Origin of the sequence: Streptomyces sp. NPDC097595 (assembly GCF_044761525.1) — a bacterium.
GTDB classification, from domain to species: domain Bacteria; phylum Actinomycetota; class Actinomycetes; order Streptomycetales; family Streptomycetaceae; genus Streptomyces; species Streptomyces drozdowiczii_A.
This window is the reverse complement of the sequence record NZ_JBIWCN010000007.1, coordinates 97,869-116,221: the sequence shown is the minus strand read 5'-3', so window position 1 is coordinate 116,221 and position 18,353 is coordinate 97,869. Positions and strand designations below refer to the sequence as shown.

The following is an 18,353-nucleotide window of genomic DNA, read 5'->3' as shown; positions in this document are numbered from 1 at the left end:
TCAGTCCTCGCGTCCGTGGTGGCCCCGGTGCTCCGCCGCGATGCCGAAGCGCTGCCGTTCGCCTGCAGCGGACGGGGCGGAGCCGATCGAGGAGACCGAGCGGATCACCTGCTCCTGCTCCGCCGCCTCCTCCTTCTCCAGTCGTTCGAGGTCAGCGGCCGATACGAGGGCGACGAGCGGTTTGCCGTGCCGCGTGACGACCACGCGTTCGCCGCCGTAGACGACGCGGTTGATCAGTTCGGCGAGTTCAGCCCGGGCTTGCGTCACCGGAATCTCGTAGGCCATGCTCCCATCATAACCTTCTGTACGTCCTGTACATTTTTTACGGAAGCGTGCGCGGGCGCCCCGCGGTGCCCGCGCGACCGGAGGAGAGGCACAGCCGTGTACCGTCCCGTCGCCCGTCACGTACTGCCCGAGTTCACCGAGCGCACGTCCCAGGGATCCCGGACCCTCGACCCGTACTCCAAGCTGCTCGCCGAGCGCGTCGTCTTCCTCGGCACGGCCCTGGACGAGACGGCCGCCAACGATCTGGTAGCCCAGCTGATGTATCTGGAGCACGACGCGCCGGACCGGCCCGTCTCGCTGTACATCAACTCGCCGGGCGGCTCGTTCGGCGCGATGACGACCCTGTACGACACGATGAACTTCCTCAGCTGCGAGGTGGAGACCTACTGCCTGGGCCGGGCGGGGGCCGGGGCGGCGGTGCTGCTGGCCGCGGGCGCCCCGGGCCGGCGGCACATGCTGCCCGGCGCCAAGGTGGTCGTGAGCCAGCCGGCGCTGGACGAGCCGCTCCGGGGGCAGCCGTCCGACCTGGAGATCGAGGCGCGGGAACTGGCCCGGATGCGCGCGACGATGACCGGCATGCTGGCCCGGCACACGGGGCGCTCCGCCGAACAGGTCACCGAGGACACCGAGCGCGACCTCGTCCTCGACGCGGAGGGGGCTCTGGCGTACGGGCTGGTGGACCACATCGTGCGGAGCCGGGTCCCGGGGCCGCCGCGCTCCGGGTGGTGAACGGGCGATGCAGCCACCGGAGTTCTCGCCGCTGCCCGCCCTGACCCGGGCCGAGTCCGAGTTCATCGACCGCTATCTGCGCGTGGTCGACCAGGTGGGCCGGATCAACCCGGCGCACGGTGACGACACCTATGCGGCCCTGCGCGCCGCCCAGGCGCTCGCCTCGCACGCGGCGGCCTTACGGGACGCCCTCGCGCTGATGCACCGGCGCGGCGAAACCCGTATCCACAGCTCCACGTTGACCCGCGCGCTGCGGGAGCTGGACGGTGAGCGGCGGGCGGCCCGGGTGGCCCTGCCGCCCGCCCCGCCGGACTGACGCCCCGCAGGTCACCGACACGCCCGAGGGAGGCGCGGGATTTCCTCGCTCGTTCGGCGTAGGCGTTCCCTCTCACGAGCGACGGGCCGATTTGCCCTTTCCTGATGCGCGTGGAGCGGATTCCTCCGCGACACCGCTGGTACGGCCACGGCCGAGGGCGGCCGGCGGACCGCCGTACGGGTTTCCGTCCACCTGAACGGGCCATCCGTGACGGTCTTCACCGATGGCTGTTCCGGCTCGGAAATCCGGCCCGAGGTGAGTCAAGATCCGTGGGACGACAAGCCCCCGCCACCGCGGCGGGGCGGTCCGGGCGGACGCCGAGTCCTGCCGCCGCCCGGATGACTGGTCGACAGGAGTGGATCGGCAGGAGTGGAGGACCCGAGCACTACGGGACCGCCGGATCTCCGGTTGTCCCTCGGGGTGAAGCCGCCTCGCGCGGCCGGGCAACTTCGCCAGCCCGAACCCGACAGGTCATCCTTCACAGGCGGCTGACGAAGGGTTGCGCATGAGTGCGCAGGTTCATGTCCCGTCTCTGCTCGCCCGGGCCACCACGGCCTCGGTCATGACTCTCGCCGCCGTCGGCGGCACGCTGTGCGTCCCAGGAGCCGCGCCCGAGGCGCAGGCGGCCGGCCACGCGATGAAGGCCCTGAAGATCGCCGCGTCGAAGAAGGGGGCGCCCTACCGCTGGGGCGCCACCGGGCCCGGCAGTTTCGACTGTTCGGGGCTGACGCTCTACTCGTTCAAGAAGGCCGGCAAGAGACTCCCCCGGACGGCCCAGCAGCAGTACAACAGGACCAGGCACATCTCGGCGTCGAAGCGCCAACGAGGTGACCTGGTCTTCTTCCATTCCGGGCGCAGCGTCTACCACGTGGGCATCTACGCCGGCAGCGGGAAGATCTGGCACTCGCCGAAGACCGGCGCCGTGGTCCGCCTGGAGAAGATCTGGACCCGGAGCGTCTTCTACGGCCGGGTCGCCTGACCCGGCCGCCTCAGGGCTGGACGGGAACCTGCCACGGGAGCGCCACCCAGACGGTCTTGCCGCCGTCGGCGGTGGGTGTGACGGCCAGCCGGCCGCCGTACTCCTTGGCCAGCGAGCGGATGATGACCATGCCGCGTCCGTTGTCCTGCTGGACGGCGGCGGGCAGCCGCTGGGGTCGCCGGGGGTGGCTGTCCGTCACCCCGAGGCGCAGCTCCTCGTCCCGCTCAAGGCGCAGGTCGACGGTGAAGGTGGGCGACTGCCCGAAGGTGTGCAGGACGGCGTTGGTGGCCAGCTCCGAGAGGATGAGGCGGACGGTGTCGGCCATCTCCGCGTCCTCGGGCAGGCCCCACTCCGTCAGCACCCGGGCGACGAACCCGCGGGCCGCGGAGACCGAGACCGGCTCGCTCGGCAGGGTGACACGTGCTTCCTGATGGTCTGCCATGGCGAGCCGTCCCTTTCCCACCCGATGCCGGCCCGGCGAGCGGTCCGGTTGCGCTTCGCGCCAGAGTGCCACCGATGCTGCCCTCCGTGGCGGCGATCCACCAAGATATGCATATATCTGTCGCTCAAACCGGTGAACTCTCCCCACGCGGGCCCCCTCCGGCGCCACACTGTCTGCTCGTCGGGCAGCGGAGGGAGCCATCGGATGCAGCACGGTCCTGCGGTGCGGCGCCGCAAGCTGGGAGAGGAGCTGCGGAGCCTGCGCCAGGCGTCAGGTCTCACGAGCCGGGAGGCGGCGGCGCTGCTCGGCTGGCACCAGTCGAAGGTGAGCAGGATCGAGACAGGTGTCAGCGGGGTGCGGCCGGATGACGTGAACCGGCTGCTCGACGCGTACGGCATGGACGATCCGAAGCTCCGCGAGGTCCTCGGCGCGCTGGCCGGTTCGGCGGGCGGGGGCGGCGCCGGCTGGTGGCACGCCTACCGGGGGCTCATCCCGCCCCAGTACCGCGACTTCATCAGCCTGGAGTCGCAGGCGCGCACCGCCCGCACCCTGGAGACCACGGTGGTGCCGGGGCTGTTGCAGACGGCCGATTACGCCCGCGCGGTGACCCGGGCGTCCCTGGACGGACTGCCGTCCGGTCAGCTGGACTCGCTGGTGGAGGTGCGGCTGACCCGGCAGGGGGTGCTGCGGAGCGATCCGCCGCTGCGGCTGAGCGCGGTCCTGGACGAGGCGGTGCTGCGCCGGGAGGTCGGTGGCCGAAGAGTGATGCGGGAGCAGCTGCGCCATCTCGCCCGGGTGGCACAACTTCCCCATGTGCAACTCCAGTTACTTCCGTTCTCGGTCGGCGGCTATGTCAGCCTCACCAGCCCTTTCGTTATCTTCTCCTTTCCGACTGCTTCCGACCTTGACGTGGTCGTTCTTGACCACTTGACGAGTAGCCTCTATCTGGAACGGAAAGAAGACCTTGCGGCGTACAGCTCGGCCTTCGAGACCCTTCAGACGCACGCGCTGTCGCCGGAGCACACGCTGGACCTGATCGCCGCGATCGACCGCGGCGACCGGTGACCCCCCACCGCCCGGAGGAAGCGTCATGTCCGAACACCTCGCCCGGCACGCCTTGCGCTGGCGTAGCAGCAGCTACAGCACGGGGATGAACAACTGCGTGGAGACCGCGCCGTCCGGAAGCGGGCGGCCGCTGGCCGTGCGCGACTCGAAGGACGTGGCCCGCACGCCCCTGGAGTTCTCCACGGCGGCCTGGACGTCCTTCGTCTCCGGCCTGAAACGCTGAGGCGGACCACCGCTCAGCTCTGCGGCGCGGTCCTCCGCACCGTTTCCACCGCCCGCGCGATCTGCTCGTCCGTCAGGTCCGCGCGGGCGGTCAGCCGGAGCCGCGAGATGCCGTCGGGCACGGACGGCGGCCGGAAGCAGCCCACCGCCATCCCGGCCGTCCGGCAGTCGGCGGCCCAGCGCACGGCGGCGTCGGCCGAGGGCGCCCGGACCGAGACGACCGCCGCGTCGGGCCGCACCGCGGTCAGTCCGGCCGCCGTCAGCCCCTCGTGCAGCGCGGTGGCGACCGTACGCGCCCTGAGTGCGCGCTCCGGTTCGCGGCGCAGCAGCCGCAGTCCGCCCAGGGCGGCCCCGACGGCGGCCGGCGCGAGTCCGGTGTCGAAGATGAACGTCCGGGCGGTGTTGACCAGGTGGTCGATGACCCGGGCCGGTCCGAGGACCGCACCGCCCTGGCTGCCCAGGGACTTGGAGAGGGTGAGCGTGGCGACGACGTCCGCGTCGCCCGCGAGCCCGGCCGCGTCGAGCGCGCCCCGGCCGCCCGCGCCGAGCACCCCGAGTCCGTGCGCGTCGTCCACCAGGAGCGCGGCGCCCTCCGCCCGGCAGACGGCGGCCAGTGCGGCCAGCGGCGCGGCGTCGCCGTCCACGGAGAACACCGAGTCGGTGACGGCCAGCTTCCGGCCTTCGTGCCCGCGCAGCGTCTTGCGGACGGCCTCCGGATCGGAGTGTGGGACGACGGCGGTCTCGGCCCGGGAGAGCCGGCAGCCGTCCACGATGGAGGCGTGGTTGCCGGCGTCCGACGCGATGAGGGCGCCGCGCCCGGTGAGCGCGGTGAGGGCCGCGAGGTTGGCGGCGTAACCGGAGGAGAGGACGAGCGCGGCCTCGAAGCCACAGAACGCGGCGAGTTCGCGTTCGAGCTCGGCGTGGAGCGCGGTCGAGCCGGTGACCAGGCGGGATCCGGTCGCCCCGCCGCCCCAGCGGTGCGCCGCGTCCGCCGCCGCGGCGGTCACCTCCGGGTGCCGGGTGAGGCCGAGGTAGTCGTTGCTCGCGAGGTCCAGGAGCTCCGCCCCGGCCTCGCGGGGCCGCAGTCGGCGGACCAGGCCCGCGTCCGCGCGCCGGCGCGCCTCGTCGTCGATCCAGTCGAACGGGGTGGCGGGCATGGGCGGTCCCTTTTGTAGGCAGCTCACAGACCCTAACCGGGCTCATGCCGAGACACGGTGTGGCCATGCACACACCCCGCGCGAACTCTGTTGTCCGGTTCCTCCTTGGCTCCGGGCGGTGCGGTGCGTCAGGATCATCGCCATGGACCTCCTGAACACGCTGGTGGACAAGGGGCTGCGGCGCGAGCTGCCGACCCGTGAAGAAGCGCTCGCCGTACTGGCGACCCCGGACGACCAACTGCTCGACGTGGTGGCCGCGGCCGGCAAGGTGCGCCGTCAGTGGTTCGGGCGGCGGGTGAAACTGAACTATCTGGTGAATCTGAAGTCCGGGCTCTGCCCCGAGGACTGCTCCTACTGTTCGCAACGGCTCGGCTCCAAGGCCGAGATCCTCAAGTACACCTGGCTGAAGCCCGAGGAGGCGTCGAAGGCGGCGGCCGCCGGGGTGGCCGGCGGCGCCAAGCGCGTCTGCCTGGTGGCGAGCGGCCGGGGCCCGACGGACCGGGACGTCGACCGGGTCTCGAAGACCATCGAGGCCATCAAGGAGGAGAACGAGGGCATCGAGGTGTGCGCGTGCCTCGGCCTTCTCTCCGAGGGGCAGGCCGACCGGCTGCGCACGGCGGGCGCCGACGCGTACAACCACAACCTCAACACGTCCGAGGGGACGTACGGGGAGATCACGACCACCCACACCTACGCCGACCGGGTCGACACGGTGCAGCAGGCGCAGGCCGCCGGGCTCTCCGCGTGCTCGGGACTGATCGCGGGCATGGGCGAGAGCGACGAGGATCTGGTCGACGTGGTCTTCTCGCTGCGCGAGCTGGACCCGGACTCGGTGCCGGTCAACTTCCTGATCCCGTTCGAGGGGACCCCGCTCGCCAAGGAGTGGAACCTGACGCCGCAGCGGTGTCTGCGCATCCTGGCGATGGTGCGGTTCGTCTGCCCGGACGTGGAGGTGCGGCTCGCGGGCGGGCGCGAGGTCCATCTGCGCTCGATGCAGCCGCTCGCCCTGCACCTGGTCAACTCCATCTTCCTGGGCGACTACCTGACCAGTGAGGGCCAGGCCGGGCAGGCGGATCTGGACATGATCGCGGACGCCGGTTTCGAGGTGGAGGGAGCGGGTACGACGACGCTCCCCCGGCACCGCGCGGACGCGTTGGCGGGCTGCGGCTCGCACGCGGGCGGCGGTTGTGCCTCCGAGGCCGAGGGCTGTGGTTCGCACGCGGGCGGCGGCTGCGGGCCGTGCGGGGAAGGCGCGGAGGCGGCGACCGTTCCCGCCGCCGAGGTGCCGGAAACCCCGGGTGCCCGGACGGATCTGGTGGCGGTCCGCCGCCGCGGCGCGGGCACGGACCTCGCTCCCAATGCCTGAGCCGCTCTCCCCCGCCGTACTCCGGGACCTGGACCGGGCGCACGTCTGGCATCCGTACGGACCCATGCCGGGCCGGCAGGAGCCGCTGGTCGTGGAGTCCGCGTCCGGGGTCCGGCTGCGGCTCGCCGAACCCGCCCACGGACAGCACGAGTTGGTCGACGGGATGTCCTCGTGGTGGTCGGCCGTGCACGGCTACAACCACCCCGTGCTGAACGAGGCGGCGCGCGGCCAGCTGGACCGGATGAGCCATGTGATGTTCGGCGGGCTCACGCACGAGCCCGCCGTGCGGCTGGCGGCCCGGCTGGTGGAGATCACCCCGGAACCGCTGCGCCACGTCTTCCTCGCCGACTCGGGCTCCGTGTCGGTCGAGGTCGCCGTGAAGATGTGCCTCCAGTACTGGCGGTCGGCCGGGCGGCCGGCCAAGAAGCGGCTGCTGACCTGGCGCGGCGGCTACCACGGGGACACCTGGCAGCCGATGTCGGTGTGCGACCCCGAGGGCGGGATGCACGAGCTGTGGTCCGGCGCCCTGCCCCGCCAGGTCTTCGCGGACGAACCGCCCGCCGGTTACGGTTCCGAGCCCGACCCCGCGTACGCGGCGCAGCTGCGCGAGCTGATCGCGCGCCACGCGGACGAGTTGGCGGCCGTGATCGTGGAGCCGGTGGTCCAGGGGGCGGGCGGCATGCGCTTCCACTCCCCCGGCTATCTGCGGGTGCTGCGCGAGGCGTGCGACGCGTACGGCGTGCTGCTCGTGTTCGACGAGATCGCGACGGGCTTCGGCCGTACGGGAAAGCTGTTCGCGGCCGAGCACGCGGGGGTCTCCCCCGATGTGATGTGCGTCGGCAAGGCGCTGACCGGCGGCTATCTGACGATGGCGGCGACGCTGTGCACGAGCGAAGTGGCCGACGGCATCTCGCGCGGCGAGGTGCCGGTGCTCGCCCACGGCCCGACGTTCATGGGCAATCCGCTCGCTGCCGCGGTGGCCTGCGCCTCCATCGACCTGCTGCTCGGCCAGGACTGGCAGCAGGAGGTCAAGCGGATCGAGGCAGGGCTGAACGAGGGCCTGGCGGCGGCGCGGGAGCTGCCCGGGGTCCGCGACGTACGGGTGCTCGGCGCCATCGGGGTCGTCCAGCTGGACCACGAGGTGGACATGGCGGCGGCGACCTCGGCGGCGGTGCGCGAGGGGGTGTGGCTGCGGCCGTTCCGGGACCTCGTCTACACCATGCCGCCGTATGTGACGGGTGACGACGACGTGGCACGGATCTGCCGCGCGGTGTGCGCTGCGGCGCGGGAGGGCTGAGACATGAGCGTGCTGGTGGTGACCGGTACCGGTACGGAGATCGGCAAGACGATCGTGACGGCGGCCGTGGCGGCGGCCGCCGCACACCGCCGCGTCGCGGTCCTCAAACCGGCGCAGACCGGCCTGGAGCCGGGCGAGCCCGGTGACGTGGCGGAGGTGGCGCGCCTGGCGGGCGCCCATGTCACGGCCGTCGAACTCGCCCGCTTCCCCGAGCCGTTGGCGCCCGCGACGGCCGCCCGCCGCGCCGGGATGGACCCGGTGCGCCCGTACGAGGTCGCCGAGGCCGCCGAGAAGCTGGCCGCCGACCACGACCTGGTCCTGATCGAGGGCGCCGGCGGGCTGCTCGTACGGTTCGACGACGAGGGCGCGACCCTGGCGGACGCGGCCCGGCTGCTCGCGGCCCCGGTCCTGGTGGTCGCCCCGGCCGGTCTCGGCACGCTGAACTCCACGGCCCTGACGGCGGAGGCGCTGCGGGCCCGGGAGCTCGACTGCTCGGGCGTGGTCATCGGCAGCATGCCGGCCGCGCCCGGTCTGGCGGAGCGCTGCAATGTGGCGGACCTCCCGGTGGCCGCCGGGGCCCCGCTGCTGGGCGTCGTCCCGGAGGGCGCCGGATCGCTCACCCCGGCGGACTTCCGGGCGCGGGCGGCGGATTGGCTGGCCGCACCGCTGGGCGGCGACCGGCCGCTGGGCTGAGCGGAGCGGGCGGCATCCTCGGGCCGGGAGCGCCCGGGGGGCGCCCGCGCGTCCGTTCACCGGCGTATTCGGACGGATTCCGTACCCCGGCCCCCCATGGGTCGAACACCTGGTCATAATTCCTGCTCAGGGCTCAGGTAGCCGAAGTCACCGCGGTCGGCCACGTCCTGGCGCAGCAGGCGCGCCAACCGACCAGTTCTCGCGACGACTCATGGAGTGACATTGAGTACGACGACGTTCCGTTCCCGCATCACGGCCCGGCTCGGGCGCGGCTACCTGGCCAGGATCCAGAAGCACGGATTCGGGTCGACCACGATGAAACTGCTCCCGGAACAGCTCCTGATGCCGCTGCGCAGGGACGGGCTCGACCCGGTGCGGCGGCTGGCCGAGACCCGGACGAACGCACCGGTGTCCAGGGTGGCGCTGCCGTTCGGGATGGACGCCTGGGTGGTCACCGGCTACGAGGAGTCGAAGGCCGTGCTCGGGTCGGCCGATGGCTTCAGCACGGACTTCGCCCATCTGGCGGGCAACGCGGGCATAGCCGCCGAGCACAGCCCCGGCGGCCTGGGGTTCAGCGATCCTCCGGTGCACACGCGGCTGCGCCGCATCCTGACCCCGGAGTTCACGATGCGCCGGCTGCGCCGGCTGACGCCCCGGATCGACGCCATCGTCGCGGAGCGGCTGGACGCGATGGCCGCCGCGCCGGGGCCGGTCGATCTGGTGCACGCGTTCGCGCTGCCCGTGCCGTCGCTGACCATCTGCGAACTGCTCGGGGTGCCCTACGAGGACCGCGACGACTTCCAGAAGCTGGCCATGGACCGCTTCGACCTGTTCCAGGGGGCCACCGCGCCGTTCGGCGCCATGTCCGAGTCGCTCGACTACTTCCGGGGCGTCGTCCGGGACCAGCGGCGCGCGCCGGGCGACGGCCTGCTCGGGATGATCGTGCGGGAGCACGGGGACAGCGTGGACGACGAGGAACTGGCGGGCCTGGCGGACGGGGTGCTCACCGGGGGGTTCGAGACGACCGCCAGCACGATCGCGCTCGGCGCCCTCGTACTGCTGCGCAACCCCGAGGTGGCCGACCGGCTGCGCGCGGACGACGCGGTGACGGCGCCCTTCGTGGAGGAGGTGCTGCGCTACCTGTCGGCCGTGCAGATGGCGTTCCCCCGGTTCGCCCGCGAGGACATCGAGATCGCGGGGGTGGTGATCCCGCGCGGCGACATGGTGCTCTGCTCGCTGAGCGGGGCCAACCGCGACCCGGCGTACGTCGCGGACGACGGGCGGTTCGACGTGGACCGGATCACTCCGGCAGGCCACCTCGCCTTCGGGTACGGCATCCACCGCTGCATCGGCGCGGAGCTCGCGCGGATGGAGCTGCGCTCCGCGTTCCCGGCCCTGGTCCGGCGCTTTCCCGCGATGCGGCTCGCCGTACCGCCGCAGGACCTGGCTTTCCGCAAGCTGTCCATCGTCTACGGCGTCGAGACGCTGCCCGCACGACTGCGCTGAGCCGCCCCGTACCGGCGGGAAAGCATTCGCCCCGGGGAACGGCCCTCTGATTGGCTCGCCCCATGAGTGATCTCTCCATACGCCCCGCCGCCCTCGCCGACATCGACCCCGTGCTGCTGTTCTGGCGGACGGCCGCGGAGGGCACCAGCATCAGCGACGACCACGACGGGGTGGCCCGGCTCATCGACCGCGATCCGGGGGCGCTGCTCCTCGCGGAACGGGAGGGGGTGCTCGTGGGGACCGTGATCGCGGGCTTCGACGGCTGGCGGTGCTCGGCCTACCGGCTCGCCGTCCACCCGGACCACCGCCGGCAGGGCATCGCGACCGCGCTCCTCGATGCGGCGGAGCAGCGCTTCGCCGCGCTGGGCGGGCGGCGGGTGGACGCCATGGTCCTGGAGGAGAACGAGCGGGCGCACCACGCCTGGCAGGCGGCCGGCTACCACCGCGAGAACCACTGGCGGCGGTGGGTGAAGCCGCTCGGGCCGGGCACAGGGGGCAGGTGACCGGCCACACCCGACGACTTTGCCGATCCTTTACTATGGGGAGGCAGTCCCGCCCCTCCGACGAAAGGTGTGAGCGTCCGCCCATGGGCGAGCCTCCCAGTCCCAGAAGCCACCGACATCGCGCGGTCCGCCGGTCCCTGCCCGATCATGGGACGGAGGTGAACCGATGACCGAAGTGCTTCTGCTGCTCGTTGCGGTACTGCTGTCGCTCGCGTGCGGCGCCTTCGTCGCGGCGGAGTTCTCCCTGACCACCGTGGAGCGCGGTCAGCTGGAGCGGGCCGTCGAGCAGGGCGAGCGCGGTGCCGCGAGCGCCATGAAGGCGGTCCGCAGCCTCACCTTCCAGCTCTCCGGGGCGCAGCTCGGGATCACCGTCACCAATCTGGTCGTCGGCATGCTCTCCGAGTCGTCCATCGCCAAGCTGATCCGGGGTCCGGTGGAGGCCGTCGGGCTTTCGCCCGGTGTGGCCTCGTCCGTCGCGCTCGTCATCGGCACGGCCCTGTCCACGGTGTTCCTGATGGTCGTCGGCGAGCTGGTCCCGAAGAACTGGGCCATCTCCTCGCCGCTCGCGGTGGCGAAGACGGTCGCCACCCCGCAGCGGGCCTTCACGGCCGTCTTCCGGCCCTTCATCAGCCACCTCAACAACACCGCCAACCGGATCGTGCGCCGCTTCGGGCTCGAACCGGCCGAGGAGCTGGCCTCCGCCCGCAGCCCGCAGGAGCTGGTGGCGCTGGCCCGGCACTCCGCCAAGGAGGGCGCGCTGGAGGCGGACACCGCCGAGCTGTTCGTCCGCACCCTCAACCTCCCGGAGCTCACCGCCGAGAACGTGATGACCCCGCGCGTGCAGGTCACCGCCCTGGAGGTCAGCGCGACCGCCGAGGACGTCGCCAACGCGACCCGGGCCACCGGCCTCTCCCGCTTCCCCGTCTACCGGGGCAGCCTCGACACCGTCGTGGGCGTCGCCCACATCAAGGACGTGCTGGCGGTCCCGGCCGAGGAGCGGCCCCGCAAGCGGGTCTCCGAGATGCTGCGCGAGCCGGTGCTCGTCCCCGAGACGCTGACCGTGGACCGGCTGCTCGACCGGCTGTCCGGCAAGCTCGCGATGGCGGTCGTGATCGACGAGTACGGCGGCACGGCGGGCGTCGTGACGCTGGAGGACATCGTGGAGGAGGTCGTCGGCGAGGTGCGCGACGAGCACGACCCGCACGAGACGCCGGACCTGGCCCCGGCCGGTGAGGACGCCGACGGGCGCGTCCTGTGGTCGGCGGACGGCGCCGCCCGTACGGACCAGCTGGAGACGATCGGGCTGCGGGTGCCGGACGGCCCGTACGAGACCCTGGCCGGCCTGATCGCCACGGAGATCGGCCGCATCCCGGCCGTGGGCGACTCGATCGAGCTGGCCGGCTGGCGGCTCGACGTGGTGGACGCCTCCGGGCGCCGCGCCGCCCGGGCGCTGCTGCACGCACCGCTGACCGGTTCCCACCAGCCGTCGGAGGACGAGCGATGACCGCCGTACAGCTCTTCATCGGTCTGCTGACGCTGGTCGTGAACGCCTTCTTCGTCGGCGCCGAGTTCGCCCTGATCTCGGTGCGCCGCAGCCAGATCGAGCCGCAGGCCGAGCAGGGGAACCGGCGGGCGCGCAGCGTCATCTGGGGCCTCGAACACGTCTCGGCGCTGCTCGCGGCGGCTCAGCTGGGCATCACGCTGTGCACCCTGGTGCTCGGTATCGTCGCCGAGCCCGCGATCGCGCATCTGCTGGAACCCGTCTTCGACGCGGTGGGCGTGCCGCACGGCCTGGTCCACCCGGTGTCGTTCGTGATCGCGCTGTCGGTGGCGACCTATCTGCACATGCTGCTGGGCGAGATGGTCCCCAAGAACATCGCGCTGGCCGAGCCGGTGCGGTCCGCGCTGCTGCTCGGTCCGCCGCTGGTGACGCTGGCCCGGGCGCTGCGCCCGGTGATCTTCGCGATCAACGCCTTCGCCAACGCCCTGCTGAAGCTGTTGCGGGTGGAGACGAAGGACGAGGTGGAGGCGACGTTCTCGGACGACGAGCTGGCGCGGCTGGTGAAGGACGCCGGTGACGCCGGGCTGGTGGACGACCGGGCGGCCGAGCGCCTGCACCACGCACTGGAGCTGGGCCGCCGCCCGGTGCGGGACGTGGTGCTGCCGGTCGACCGGGTGATGTACATCCGGGTCGGAGCGACACCGGAGGAGCTGGAGCGGCTTTCGTACGAGACGGGCTTCTCGCGCTTCCCGGTGATGGACGCGGAGCAGCGCATCCTCGGCTATCTCCATGTGAAGGACGCCCTGGACGTCTTCCCACGCGACATGCCGTTCCCGGTGTCCTCGATGCGGCCGATCGCCCGGGTCCGGGCGGCGACACCGCTGGACGACGCGCTCACGGCGCTGCGGCGCAGCCGTACGCACCTGGCGGCGGTCCTGGACGAGGACGGCAGGCTCGCGGGCATGGTCACGATGGAGGACGTGCTCCGGGAGCTGGTGGGACGGCCGCAGAGCCGCTGAGCCACGGCGGTTCCGGGCCCCGGTCCGGAGCCGCCCAGCGCCCGTCGGTGCCGTACGGCACCGCGATACGATCGCATCGCCATGGAAATCAATGCCTCATACACCAGTCTGGTCGCGGTCGGCGACTCGTTCACCGAGGGCATGTCGGACCTGCTGCCCGACGGCTCGTACCGGGGCTGGGCCGATGTGCTCGCCTCCCGGCTCGCCGCCCGTACGCCGGGGTTCCGGTACGCCAATCTCGCGGTACGCGGGAAGCTCATCGCCCAGATCGTGGACGAGCAGGTGGATGTGGCGGCGGCCATGCGGGCGGACGTGGTGACGCTGGTCGGCGGCCTCAACGACACCTTGCGCCCCAAGTGCGACATGGGCATGGTGCGCGGGCGCCTGGAGGAGGCGGTCGAGCGCCTGGCACCGTCGTGCAAGCAACTCGTGCTGATGCGCAGCCCCGGCCGCAACGGGCCCGTGCTCGACCGGTTCCGGCCGCGCATGGAGGAGCTGTTCGCGCTGGTGGACGAGCTGGCCGCCCGGCACGACGCGGTGGTGGTCGACCTGTACGGCGCCCCGGCGCTGGCCGACCAGCGCATGTGGGACGTCGACCGGCTGCACCTGACCGCCGAGGGGCACCGCCGGGTCGCCGAGGCGGTCTGGCAGACTCTCGGGCTGCCGCCGGAGAGCGACTGGCGGGCCCCACTGCCCGACTCGGCCCCGGCGCGCTGGGCCGCCCGGCGGGTGGAGGACGCGCGCTTCGCCCGGCAGCACCTGCTGCCCTGGATCGGCCGGCGGCTCACGGGGCGCTCGTCCGGCGACGGACGGGCCGGGGCGCAGTTCGACGCCGAGCTGGGGCGGGGCTTCTGGGTGTCCCCGGAGGAGGACGGCTGGGCGGAACCGGTGGCGACGTGGCGGCAGGTGGAGTCCGGTGAGCGGAAGGCGCGGGACGCGTCCGGTTCGTAGCAACGCACAAACCGGACCTCGGCGCTGAGCTGCACAAACCGCCAGTAGAATCCGTACACGTGACTGCTGTGTCTGCGAAGCCTCGCATCCCCAATGTCCTGGCCGGCCGCTACGCCTCCACGGAGCTGGCCGTCCTCTGGTCCCCCGAGCAGAAGGTGAAGCTGGAACGCCGGCTGTGGCTGGCGGTGCTGCGCGCCCAGAAGGACCTCGGGATCGAGGTGCCCGACGCTGCCCTCGCCGATTACGAGCGCGTCCTCGACCAGGTCGACCTGGCCTCGATCGCCGAGCGCGAGAAGGTCACCCGGCACGATGTGAAGGCCCGGATCGAGGAGTTCAACGCCCTCGCCGGCCATGAGCACGTCCACAAGGGCATGACCTCGCGCGACCTCACCGAGAACGTCGAGCAGCTGCAGATCCGGCTCTCCCTGGAGCTGATGCGCGACCGCACGGTGGCCGTCCTGGCCCGCCTCGGCAAGCTGGCCGCCGAGTACCGCGAGCTGGTCGTCGCCGGGCGCTCCCACAACGTGGCCGCGCAGGCCACGACCCTCGGCAAGCGCTTCGCGACCGCGGCCGACGAGCTGCTGGTGGCGTACGGCCGCCTCGATGACCTCCTCGGCCGCTACCCGCTCCGCGGCATCAAGGGCCCGGTCGGCACGGCGCAGGACATGCTGGACCTGCTGGGCGGCGATGCCGGGAAGCTCGCCGAGCTTGAGGAGCGCATCGCCTCTCACCTCGGCTTCGCGCACGCCTTCACCTCGGTCGGCCAGGTCTACCCCCGGTCGCTCGACTACGACGTGGTGACCGCGCTCGTCCAGCTGGCGGCGGCGCCTTCCTCGGTGGCGAAGACCATCCGGCTGATGGCCGGCCACGAGCTGGTCACCGAGGGCTTCAAGCCGGGCCAGGTCGGCTCGTCCGCGATGCCGCACAAGATGAACACCCGCTCCTGCGAGCGAGTCAACGGCCTGATGGTCATCCTGCGCGGCTACGCCTCGATGACCGGCGAGCTGGCGGGCGACCAGTGGAACGAGGGCGACGTCTCCTGCTCGGTGGTCCGCCGGGTGGCCCTGCCGGACGCGTTCTTCGCGTTCGACGGGCTGGTCGAGACGTTCCTGACGGTGCTGGACGAGTTCGGCGCGTTCCCGGCCGTCGTGGCCCGCGAGCTGGACCGCTACCTCCCGTTCCTCGCCACGACCAAGGTCCTGATGGGCGCGGTGCGCGCCGGCGTGGGCCGCGAGGTCGCCCACGAGGCCATCAAGGAGAACGCCGTCGCCTCCGCCCTCGCCATGCGCGAGCAGGGCACCGAGCGCAACGAGCTGCTGGACAAGCTCGCGGCCGACGAGCGCATCCCGCTGAACCGCGCCCAGCTGGACGAGCTGATGGCCGACAAGCTCTCCTTCACGGGGGCCGCGGGCGACCAGGTCACCGCGCTCGTCGCGCGCATCGAGGAGATCACCAAGCAGCACCCCGAGGCCGCCGGCTACGCGCCCGGCTCCATCCTCTGACCGCGATCCGGCCGAACCGTCCTCGCGGATGACGCCCGAAGAGCTCCAGGCCGCCCGCGACCGCGTCGTTCCCGACGTGGTCGCGGGCGGCCTGCGCGTCCTGTTCTGCGGGATCAACCCGAGCCTGACGACGGCGGCGACGGGCCACCACTTCGCCTTCCCCGGCAACCGCTTCTGGCCGGTCCTCCATCTGTCGGGCTTCACCCCGCGCCGGCTGGCCCCCGCCGAGCAGGCCCAACTGCTCGACCACGGGCTCGGCATCACCAACGTCGTCGCCAGGGCCACCGCCCGGGCCGACGAGCTGTCCGCCGAGGAGTACCGGGAGGGCGGGCGGATCCTGACCGCCAAGGTCGAGCGGCTGCGCCCGCAGTGGCTGGCCGTCGTCGGCATCACGGCGTACCGCACCGCGTTCGGCGAGCGCCGGGCCCGGATCGGCCCGCAGGAGCGGACGGTCGGCGGGGCCCGGGTCTGGGCACTTCCCAACCCCAGCGGCCTCAACGCGCACTGGACGGCCGCCACGATGGCCGAGGAGTACGCCCGGCTGCGCGCGGCCGTGGAGGCCGACGGCCCTCAGGGCGGGTCGGTCTCCGTCACGACCACGCTCAGCTCGCAGCCGGAGCCGCCCTCCTCCAGGTAGAGCGCCAGCGCTATCCAGCGCTCCTCGATGTACCAGAGGCGCAGATACTCGCAGCCCGCGGCGGTGTCCGCCCACGGCTGCGGTATCTCCTCACCGGCGAGCATCCGCTCCTGGGCGCTGAACAGACTGACCAGCTGCGGCTCGCCCCAGCGGCTGCCGAGCAGGGTGACCAACGCCTCGTGGTCCGCGAGGCACTGGGCGCGGCGCTCCAGCCGGCCCGCCTCGTCGTCCTCCCAGACATCGTCCACGTACAGGAACGCCGTGTGGTAACCGGGACCGCTGACTCCCGAATCCGACCGGACCCGTTCCTCGGGAAACTCTCGGGTGCGCATCCCGTCGATGAGGCGGAGGTGATGTGCGGTGGTCATGCCGTCAGTAAACCTCCCCCCACTGACAATCGGGGCCGCTCTCCGTACTTTGAGACGGTTTGGTCCACCTCGTACCCGCGAACCAGCCTGGCTGGAGCCCTTCCTTCGGATCAGGGCTTGTCGATCGGGTTCTAGGCGTCCCGGCGCTTCAACGCCCACCAGCCGCCGAGCAGGGCCGCGGCGGCCCAGGCTGCGGTGACGGCCAGCCCTGCCCAGGGGCCGAGGCCGCCCTCAACGTGCTGGTGCAGGATCAACTGCCCGGCCCGATCCGGCAAGTAGTCCGCCGCGCTGCCGGCGACATCTCCGACCACGAACGAGACGATGAGGATGAACGGTATGAGCATGCTGAGGACAGCGACCGCGCTTCGCAACAGGAACGTCAGACCTGCTGCGAACAGCGCCATCAGCGCCAGGTAGAGCCCTCCGCCGAACGCCGCACGCAGTGCGCCCGGTTCGCCCAGCCCTATCGCGTACTCCCCCATGAACAGCTGGCCCACGAGGAACGCGCCGAAGCTGGTGACGAGCCCTGCTCCCAGCCCTGCGGCGCCGATCAGGGACACCTTCGCCGCGAAGAAGCGGGTGCGGTCGGGGACCGCGGCGAGCGACATGCGCAGCGCGCCGTTGGCGTACTCGGTCGAAACCGCCGTCGCACCGAAGCCTATGGCGGCGATCTGGCCGAAGTTCAGGGCGTAGAAGGCCCGGAAGAGCAGTTCCGCGTCGGCGTCGTCCGCCTCCGCCTGGCCGACAGTGGCGGCGGTGAGCACGGTAATCGCCATTGTCACGAGAAGGATGGCTGCCAGCGATCCGAACACGGACCGCACCGACCTGATCTTGATCCATTCCGAGTGCAGAACAGCGGTGCCCGGCATGGTCAGACCTCCTGTCGGCCGGCGGACGCGAACTCCGTCGCGTCGGCGGTGAGGTCGAGGTAGGCCTGCTCCAGGGTGGTGTGCTCGTCCATCAGCTCCGTGATCGGAATGCCTTCCTTTGCTGCCATCGCACCTATCTCCTCTGCTCTGACGTCCTCGACCGTCCATCGGCCGTCCTCGCCCGGCGCGACTCGGTACCCCTCACGGGCCAGGAGCTCGGCGAGGCGAGCGGGTTCGGTCGTACGCACCCTCGCTCGGGGCCGGCTGCGGGATTCCAGGAACGCACGCATCGGGAGGTCTGCGAGGAGCCGCCCCTGTCCGAGGACGATCAGATGGTCGGCGAACGAGGACGTCTCGTTCATCAGGTGGCTGGAGACCAGCACCGTGCGCCCTTCGCGGGCGAGTCTCCGCATCAGTTCGCGGATCCAGACGATGCCTTCGGGATCCAGCCCGTTCGACGGCTCGTCCAGCATGACGACCGCCGGGTCCCCGAGCAACGCGGCCGCTATACCGAGGCGCTGGCGCATGCCGAGGGAGAACGTCCTGATCCTTCGCCCGCCTACGTGCCCGAGACCTGTCTCGTCCAGCACCTCTCCGACCCGGTTCGCGCCGAGGCCGTTGCTCACGGCGAGGGCCAGGAGGTGGTCGCGTGCCGTCCGCGCCGCGTGGGCGGCTTGCGGATCGAGCAGGGCCCCGACGTGCCGCATCGGTTCGGGCAGTGCCGCGTACGGCTGTCCGCCGATCGTCGCGGTGCCGCTCGTGGGACGGTCGAGGCCGAGCAACAGCCGCATGGTGGTGGACTTCCCGGCGCCGTTGGGGCCGAGAAAGCCGGTCACGCGGCCCGGCCGTACTTGGAAGGTGAGATGGTCCACGGCACGGGTGCCGCTGTAGTCCTTGGTGAGCTCGTGGACATCGATGCTGGTCATGCCCTCAGCCTCGCCGCCGG

At 72.0% G+C, this 18,353-nt stretch carries 21 protein-coding genes and 1 riboswitch; of the genes, 15 read left to right on the top strand and 6 right to left on the bottom strand.

Annotated features, from left to right (window positions below):
- The gene (locus tag ACIQZN_RS13540) at window positions 1-285 is read right to left on the bottom strand and encodes a type II toxin-antitoxin system Phd/YefM family antitoxin (RefSeq protein ID WP_403991939.1); all 285 of its coding nucleotides are present in this window, start codon (window positions 283-285) and stop codon (window positions 1-3) included.
- A 96-nt stretch (window positions 286-381) separates the two neighbouring features.
- Here ACIQZN_RS13540 and ACIQZN_RS13535 point away from each other — a divergent pair, with 96 nt between their 5' ends.
- From ACIQZN_RS13535 to ACIQZN_RS13525, 3 genes are all read left to right on the top strand, one after another.
- Window positions 382-1,014: an ATP-dependent Clp protease proteolytic subunit gene (locus tag ACIQZN_RS13535; protein WP_403991936.1), complete on the top strand. Its 633-nt coding sequence runs from the start codon at window positions 382-384 to the stop codon at window positions 1,012-1,014.
- A gap of 7 nt (window positions 1,015-1,021) precedes the next feature.
- Window positions 1,022-1,330 (top strand): hypothetical protein, encoded by a 309-nt coding sequence (locus tag ACIQZN_RS13530; RefSeq protein ID WP_403991933.1) that lies wholly within the window; start codon window positions 1,022-1,024, stop codon window positions 1,328-1,330.
- 305 nt (window positions 1,331-1,635) lie between these two features.
- Window positions 1,636-1,832, top strand: a riboswitch (cyclic di-AMP (ydaO/yuaA leader).
- A gap of 3 nt (window positions 1,833-1,835) precedes the next feature.
- The gene (locus ACIQZN_RS13525; RefSeq protein ID WP_403991930.1) at window positions 1,836-2,309 is read left to right on the top strand and encodes a C40 family peptidase; all 474 of its coding nucleotides are present in this window, start codon (window positions 1,836-1,838) and stop codon (window positions 2,307-2,309) included.
- Window positions 2,310-2,319: 10 nt separating this feature from the next.
- Here the strand turns inward: ACIQZN_RS13525 and ACIQZN_RS13520 are convergent, their stop codons facing one another.
- Window positions 2,320-2,751 carry an ATP-binding protein gene (locus tag ACIQZN_RS13520; RefSeq protein WP_018105216.1) on the bottom strand — a complete coding sequence of 144 codons (432 nt, stop codon included), beginning with the start codon at window positions 2,749-2,751 and terminating at the stop codon, window positions 2,320-2,322.
- A 204-nt stretch (window positions 2,752-2,955) separates the two neighbouring features.
- Here ACIQZN_RS13520 and ACIQZN_RS13515 point away from each other — a divergent pair, with 204 nt between their 5' ends.
- Together ACIQZN_RS13515 and ACIQZN_RS13510 are read left to right on the top strand one after the other, a co-directional pair.
- Entirely contained in the window at window positions 2,956-3,816 is an 861-nt protein-coding gene (locus ACIQZN_RS13515) for a helix-turn-helix transcriptional regulator (RefSeq protein ID WP_018105215.1), read from the top strand.
- A gap of 25 nt (window positions 3,817-3,841) precedes the next feature.
- Window positions 3,842-4,039 (top strand): DUF397 domain-containing protein, encoded by a 198-nt coding sequence (locus ACIQZN_RS13510; RefSeq protein WP_403991927.1) that lies wholly within the window; start codon window positions 3,842-3,844, stop codon window positions 4,037-4,039.
- A 13-nt stretch (window positions 4,040-4,052) separates the two neighbouring features.
- Here ACIQZN_RS13510 and ACIQZN_RS13505 read toward each other — a convergent pair whose 3' ends face one another.
- Window positions 4,053-5,195 (bottom strand): 8-amino-7-oxononanoate synthase, encoded by a 1,143-nt coding sequence (locus ACIQZN_RS13505; protein WP_403991924.1) that lies wholly within the window; start codon window positions 5,193-5,195, stop codon window positions 4,053-4,055.
- A 142-nt stretch (window positions 5,196-5,337) separates the two neighbouring features.
- Here ACIQZN_RS13505 and bioB point away from each other — a divergent pair, with 142 nt between their 5' ends.
- The 10 genes from bioB (at window position 5,338) to mug (ending at window position 16,170) form a co-directional block, all read left to right on the top strand.
- Window positions 5,338-6,561 (top strand): biotin synthase BioB, encoded by a 1,224-nt coding sequence (gene bioB, locus ACIQZN_RS13500; RefSeq protein WP_403991921.1) that lies wholly within the window; start codon window positions 5,338-5,340, stop codon window positions 6,559-6,561.
- On the top strand, window positions 6,554-7,858 hold the full coding sequence (locus ACIQZN_RS13495; protein ID WP_403991919.1) for an adenosylmethionine--8-amino-7-oxononanoate transaminase: 1,305 nt from the start codon (window positions 6,554-6,556) through the stop codon (window positions 7,856-7,858). The genes bioB and ACIQZN_RS13495 overlap by 8 nt, the downstream gene beginning before the upstream one ends.
- Before the next feature lie 3 nt (window positions 7,859-7,861).
- Entirely contained in the window at window positions 7,862-8,551 is a 690-nt protein-coding gene (gene bioD / locus ACIQZN_RS13490; protein ID WP_403991916.1) for a dethiobiotin synthase, read from the top strand.
- Window positions 8,552-8,773: 222 nt separating this feature from the next.
- Entirely contained in the window at window positions 8,774-10,057 is a 1,284-nt protein-coding gene (locus ACIQZN_RS13485) for a cytochrome P450 (RefSeq protein WP_403991913.1), read from the top strand.
- A gap of 62 nt (window positions 10,058-10,119) precedes the next feature.
- Window positions 10,120-10,560: a GNAT family N-acetyltransferase gene (locus ACIQZN_RS13480; RefSeq protein WP_403991910.1), complete on the top strand. Its 441-nt coding sequence runs from the start codon at window positions 10,120-10,122 to the stop codon at window positions 10,558-10,560.
- Between the two features lie 166 nt (window positions 10,561-10,726).
- Window positions 10,727-12,064 (top strand): hemolysin family protein, encoded by a 1,338-nt coding sequence (locus tag ACIQZN_RS13475; RefSeq protein WP_403991907.1) that lies wholly within the window; start codon window positions 10,727-10,729, stop codon window positions 12,062-12,064.
- Complete coding sequence (locus tag ACIQZN_RS13470) at window positions 12,061-13,080, top strand: hemolysin family protein (RefSeq protein WP_403991904.1); 1,020 nt, start codon at window positions 12,061-12,063, stop codon at window positions 13,078-13,080. Before ACIQZN_RS13475 ends, ACIQZN_RS13470 begins: the two co-directional genes overlap by 4 nt.
- 81 nt (window positions 13,081-13,161) lie before the next feature.
- On the top strand, window positions 13,162-14,031 hold the full coding sequence (locus ACIQZN_RS13465) for an SGNH/GDSL hydrolase family protein (RefSeq protein WP_403991901.1): 870 nt from the start codon (window positions 13,162-13,164) through the stop codon (window positions 14,029-14,031).
- 59 nt (window positions 14,032-14,090) lie between these two features.
- The gene (gene purB / locus ACIQZN_RS13460) at window positions 14,091-15,533 is read left to right on the top strand and encodes an adenylosuccinate lyase (protein WP_403991898.1); all 1,443 of its coding nucleotides are present in this window, start codon (window positions 14,091-14,093) and stop codon (window positions 15,531-15,533) included.
- Between the two features lie 28 nt (window positions 15,534-15,561).
- Window positions 15,562-16,170: a G/U mismatch-specific DNA glycosylase gene (gene mug / locus ACIQZN_RS13455; RefSeq protein ID WP_403991895.1), complete on the top strand. Its 609-nt coding sequence runs from the start codon at window positions 15,562-15,564 to the stop codon at window positions 16,168-16,170.
- Here the strand turns inward: mug and ACIQZN_RS13450 are convergent.
- The 3 genes from ACIQZN_RS13450 to ACIQZN_RS13440 all read right to left on the bottom strand — a co-directional run bounded on the left by ACIQZN_RS13450 (window position 16,104) and on the right by ACIQZN_RS13440 (window position 18,333).
- A complete protein-coding gene (locus ACIQZN_RS13450) occupies window positions 16,104-16,538 on the bottom strand; it encodes a hypothetical protein (protein WP_403991892.1) in 435 nt (144 codons plus the stop codon). The genes mug and ACIQZN_RS13450 overlap by 67 nt on opposite strands.
- A 131-nt stretch (window positions 16,539-16,669) precedes the next feature.
- Window positions 16,670-17,407, bottom strand: a complete 738-nt coding sequence (locus ACIQZN_RS13445) for an ABC transporter permease (protein WP_403991889.1) — start codon at window positions 17,405-17,407, stop codon at window positions 16,670-16,672.
- Window positions 17,408-17,409: 2 nt separating this feature from the next.
- Entirely contained in the window at window positions 17,410-18,333 is a 924-nt protein-coding gene (locus ACIQZN_RS13440) for an ATP-binding cassette domain-containing protein (RefSeq protein WP_403991886.1), read from the bottom strand.
- Window positions 18,334-18,353: the final 20 nt, after the last annotated feature.

What these genes read in the sequence shown, in the direction of transcription:
- ACIQZN_RS13480 (WP_403991910.1), top strand. Translation starts at nt 10,120, where the DNA reads ATGAGTGATCTCTCCATACGCCCCGCCGCCCTCGCCGACATCGACCCC.
- ACIQZN_RS13515 (WP_018105215.1), top strand. Translation starts at nt 2,956, where the DNA reads ATGCAGCACGGTCCTGCGGTGCGGCGCCGCAAGCTGGGAGAGGAGCTG.
- ACIQZN_RS13505 (WP_403991924.1), bottom strand. Translation starts at nt 5,195, where the DNA reads ATGCCCGCCACCCCGTTCGACTGGATCGACGACGAGGCGCGCCGGCGC.
- ACIQZN_RS13540 (WP_403991939.1), bottom strand. Translation starts at nt 285, where the DNA reads ATGGCCTACGAGATTCCGGTGACGCAAGCCCGGGCTGAACTCGCCGAA.
- ACIQZN_RS13495 (WP_403991919.1), top strand. Translation starts at nt 6,554, where the DNA reads ATGCCTGAGCCGCTCTCCCCCGCCGTACTCCGGGACCTGGACCGGGCG.
- mug (WP_403991895.1), top strand. Translation starts at nt 15,562, where the DNA reads ATGACGCCCGAAGAGCTCCAGGCCGCCCGCGACCGCGTCGTTCCCGAC.
- ACIQZN_RS13450 (WP_403991892.1), bottom strand. Translation starts at nt 16,538, where the DNA reads ATGACCACCGCACATCACCTCCGCCTCATCGACGGGATGCGCACCCGA.
- ACIQZN_RS13510 (WP_403991927.1), top strand. Translation starts at nt 3,842, where the DNA reads ATGTCCGAACACCTCGCCCGGCACGCCTTGCGCTGGCGTAGCAGCAGC.
- ACIQZN_RS13475 (WP_403991907.1), top strand. Translation starts at nt 10,727, where the DNA reads ATGACCGAAGTGCTTCTGCTGCTCGTTGCGGTACTGCTGTCGCTCGCG.
- ACIQZN_RS13520 (WP_018105216.1), bottom strand. Translation starts at nt 2,751, where the DNA reads ATGGCAGACCATCAGGAAGCACGTGTCACCCTGCCGAGCGAGCCGGTC.
- ACIQZN_RS13445 (WP_403991889.1), bottom strand. Translation starts at nt 17,407, where the DNA reads ATGCCGGGCACCGCTGTTCTGCACTCGGAATGGATCAAGATCAGGTCG.
- bioB (WP_403991921.1), top strand. Translation starts at nt 5,338, where the DNA reads ATGGACCTCCTGAACACGCTGGTGGACAAGGGGCTGCGGCGCGAGCTG.
- bioD (WP_403991916.1), top strand. Translation starts at nt 7,862, where the DNA reads ATGAGCGTGCTGGTGGTGACCGGTACCGGTACGGAGATCGGCAAGACG.
- ACIQZN_RS13440 (WP_403991886.1), bottom strand. Translation starts at nt 18,333, where the DNA reads ATGACCAGCATCGATGTCCACGAGCTCACCAAGGACTACAGCGGCACC.
- ACIQZN_RS13465 (WP_403991901.1), top strand. Translation starts at nt 13,162, where the DNA reads ATGGAAATCAATGCCTCATACACCAGTCTGGTCGCGGTCGGCGACTCG.
- ACIQZN_RS13470 (WP_403991904.1), top strand. Translation starts at nt 12,061, where the DNA reads ATGACCGCCGTACAGCTCTTCATCGGTCTGCTGACGCTGGTCGTGAAC.
- ACIQZN_RS13530 (WP_403991933.1), top strand. Translation starts at nt 1,022, where the DNA reads ATGCAGCCACCGGAGTTCTCGCCGCTGCCCGCCCTGACCCGGGCCGAG.
- ACIQZN_RS13525 (WP_403991930.1), top strand. Translation starts at nt 1,836, where the DNA reads ATGAGTGCGCAGGTTCATGTCCCGTCTCTGCTCGCCCGGGCCACCACG.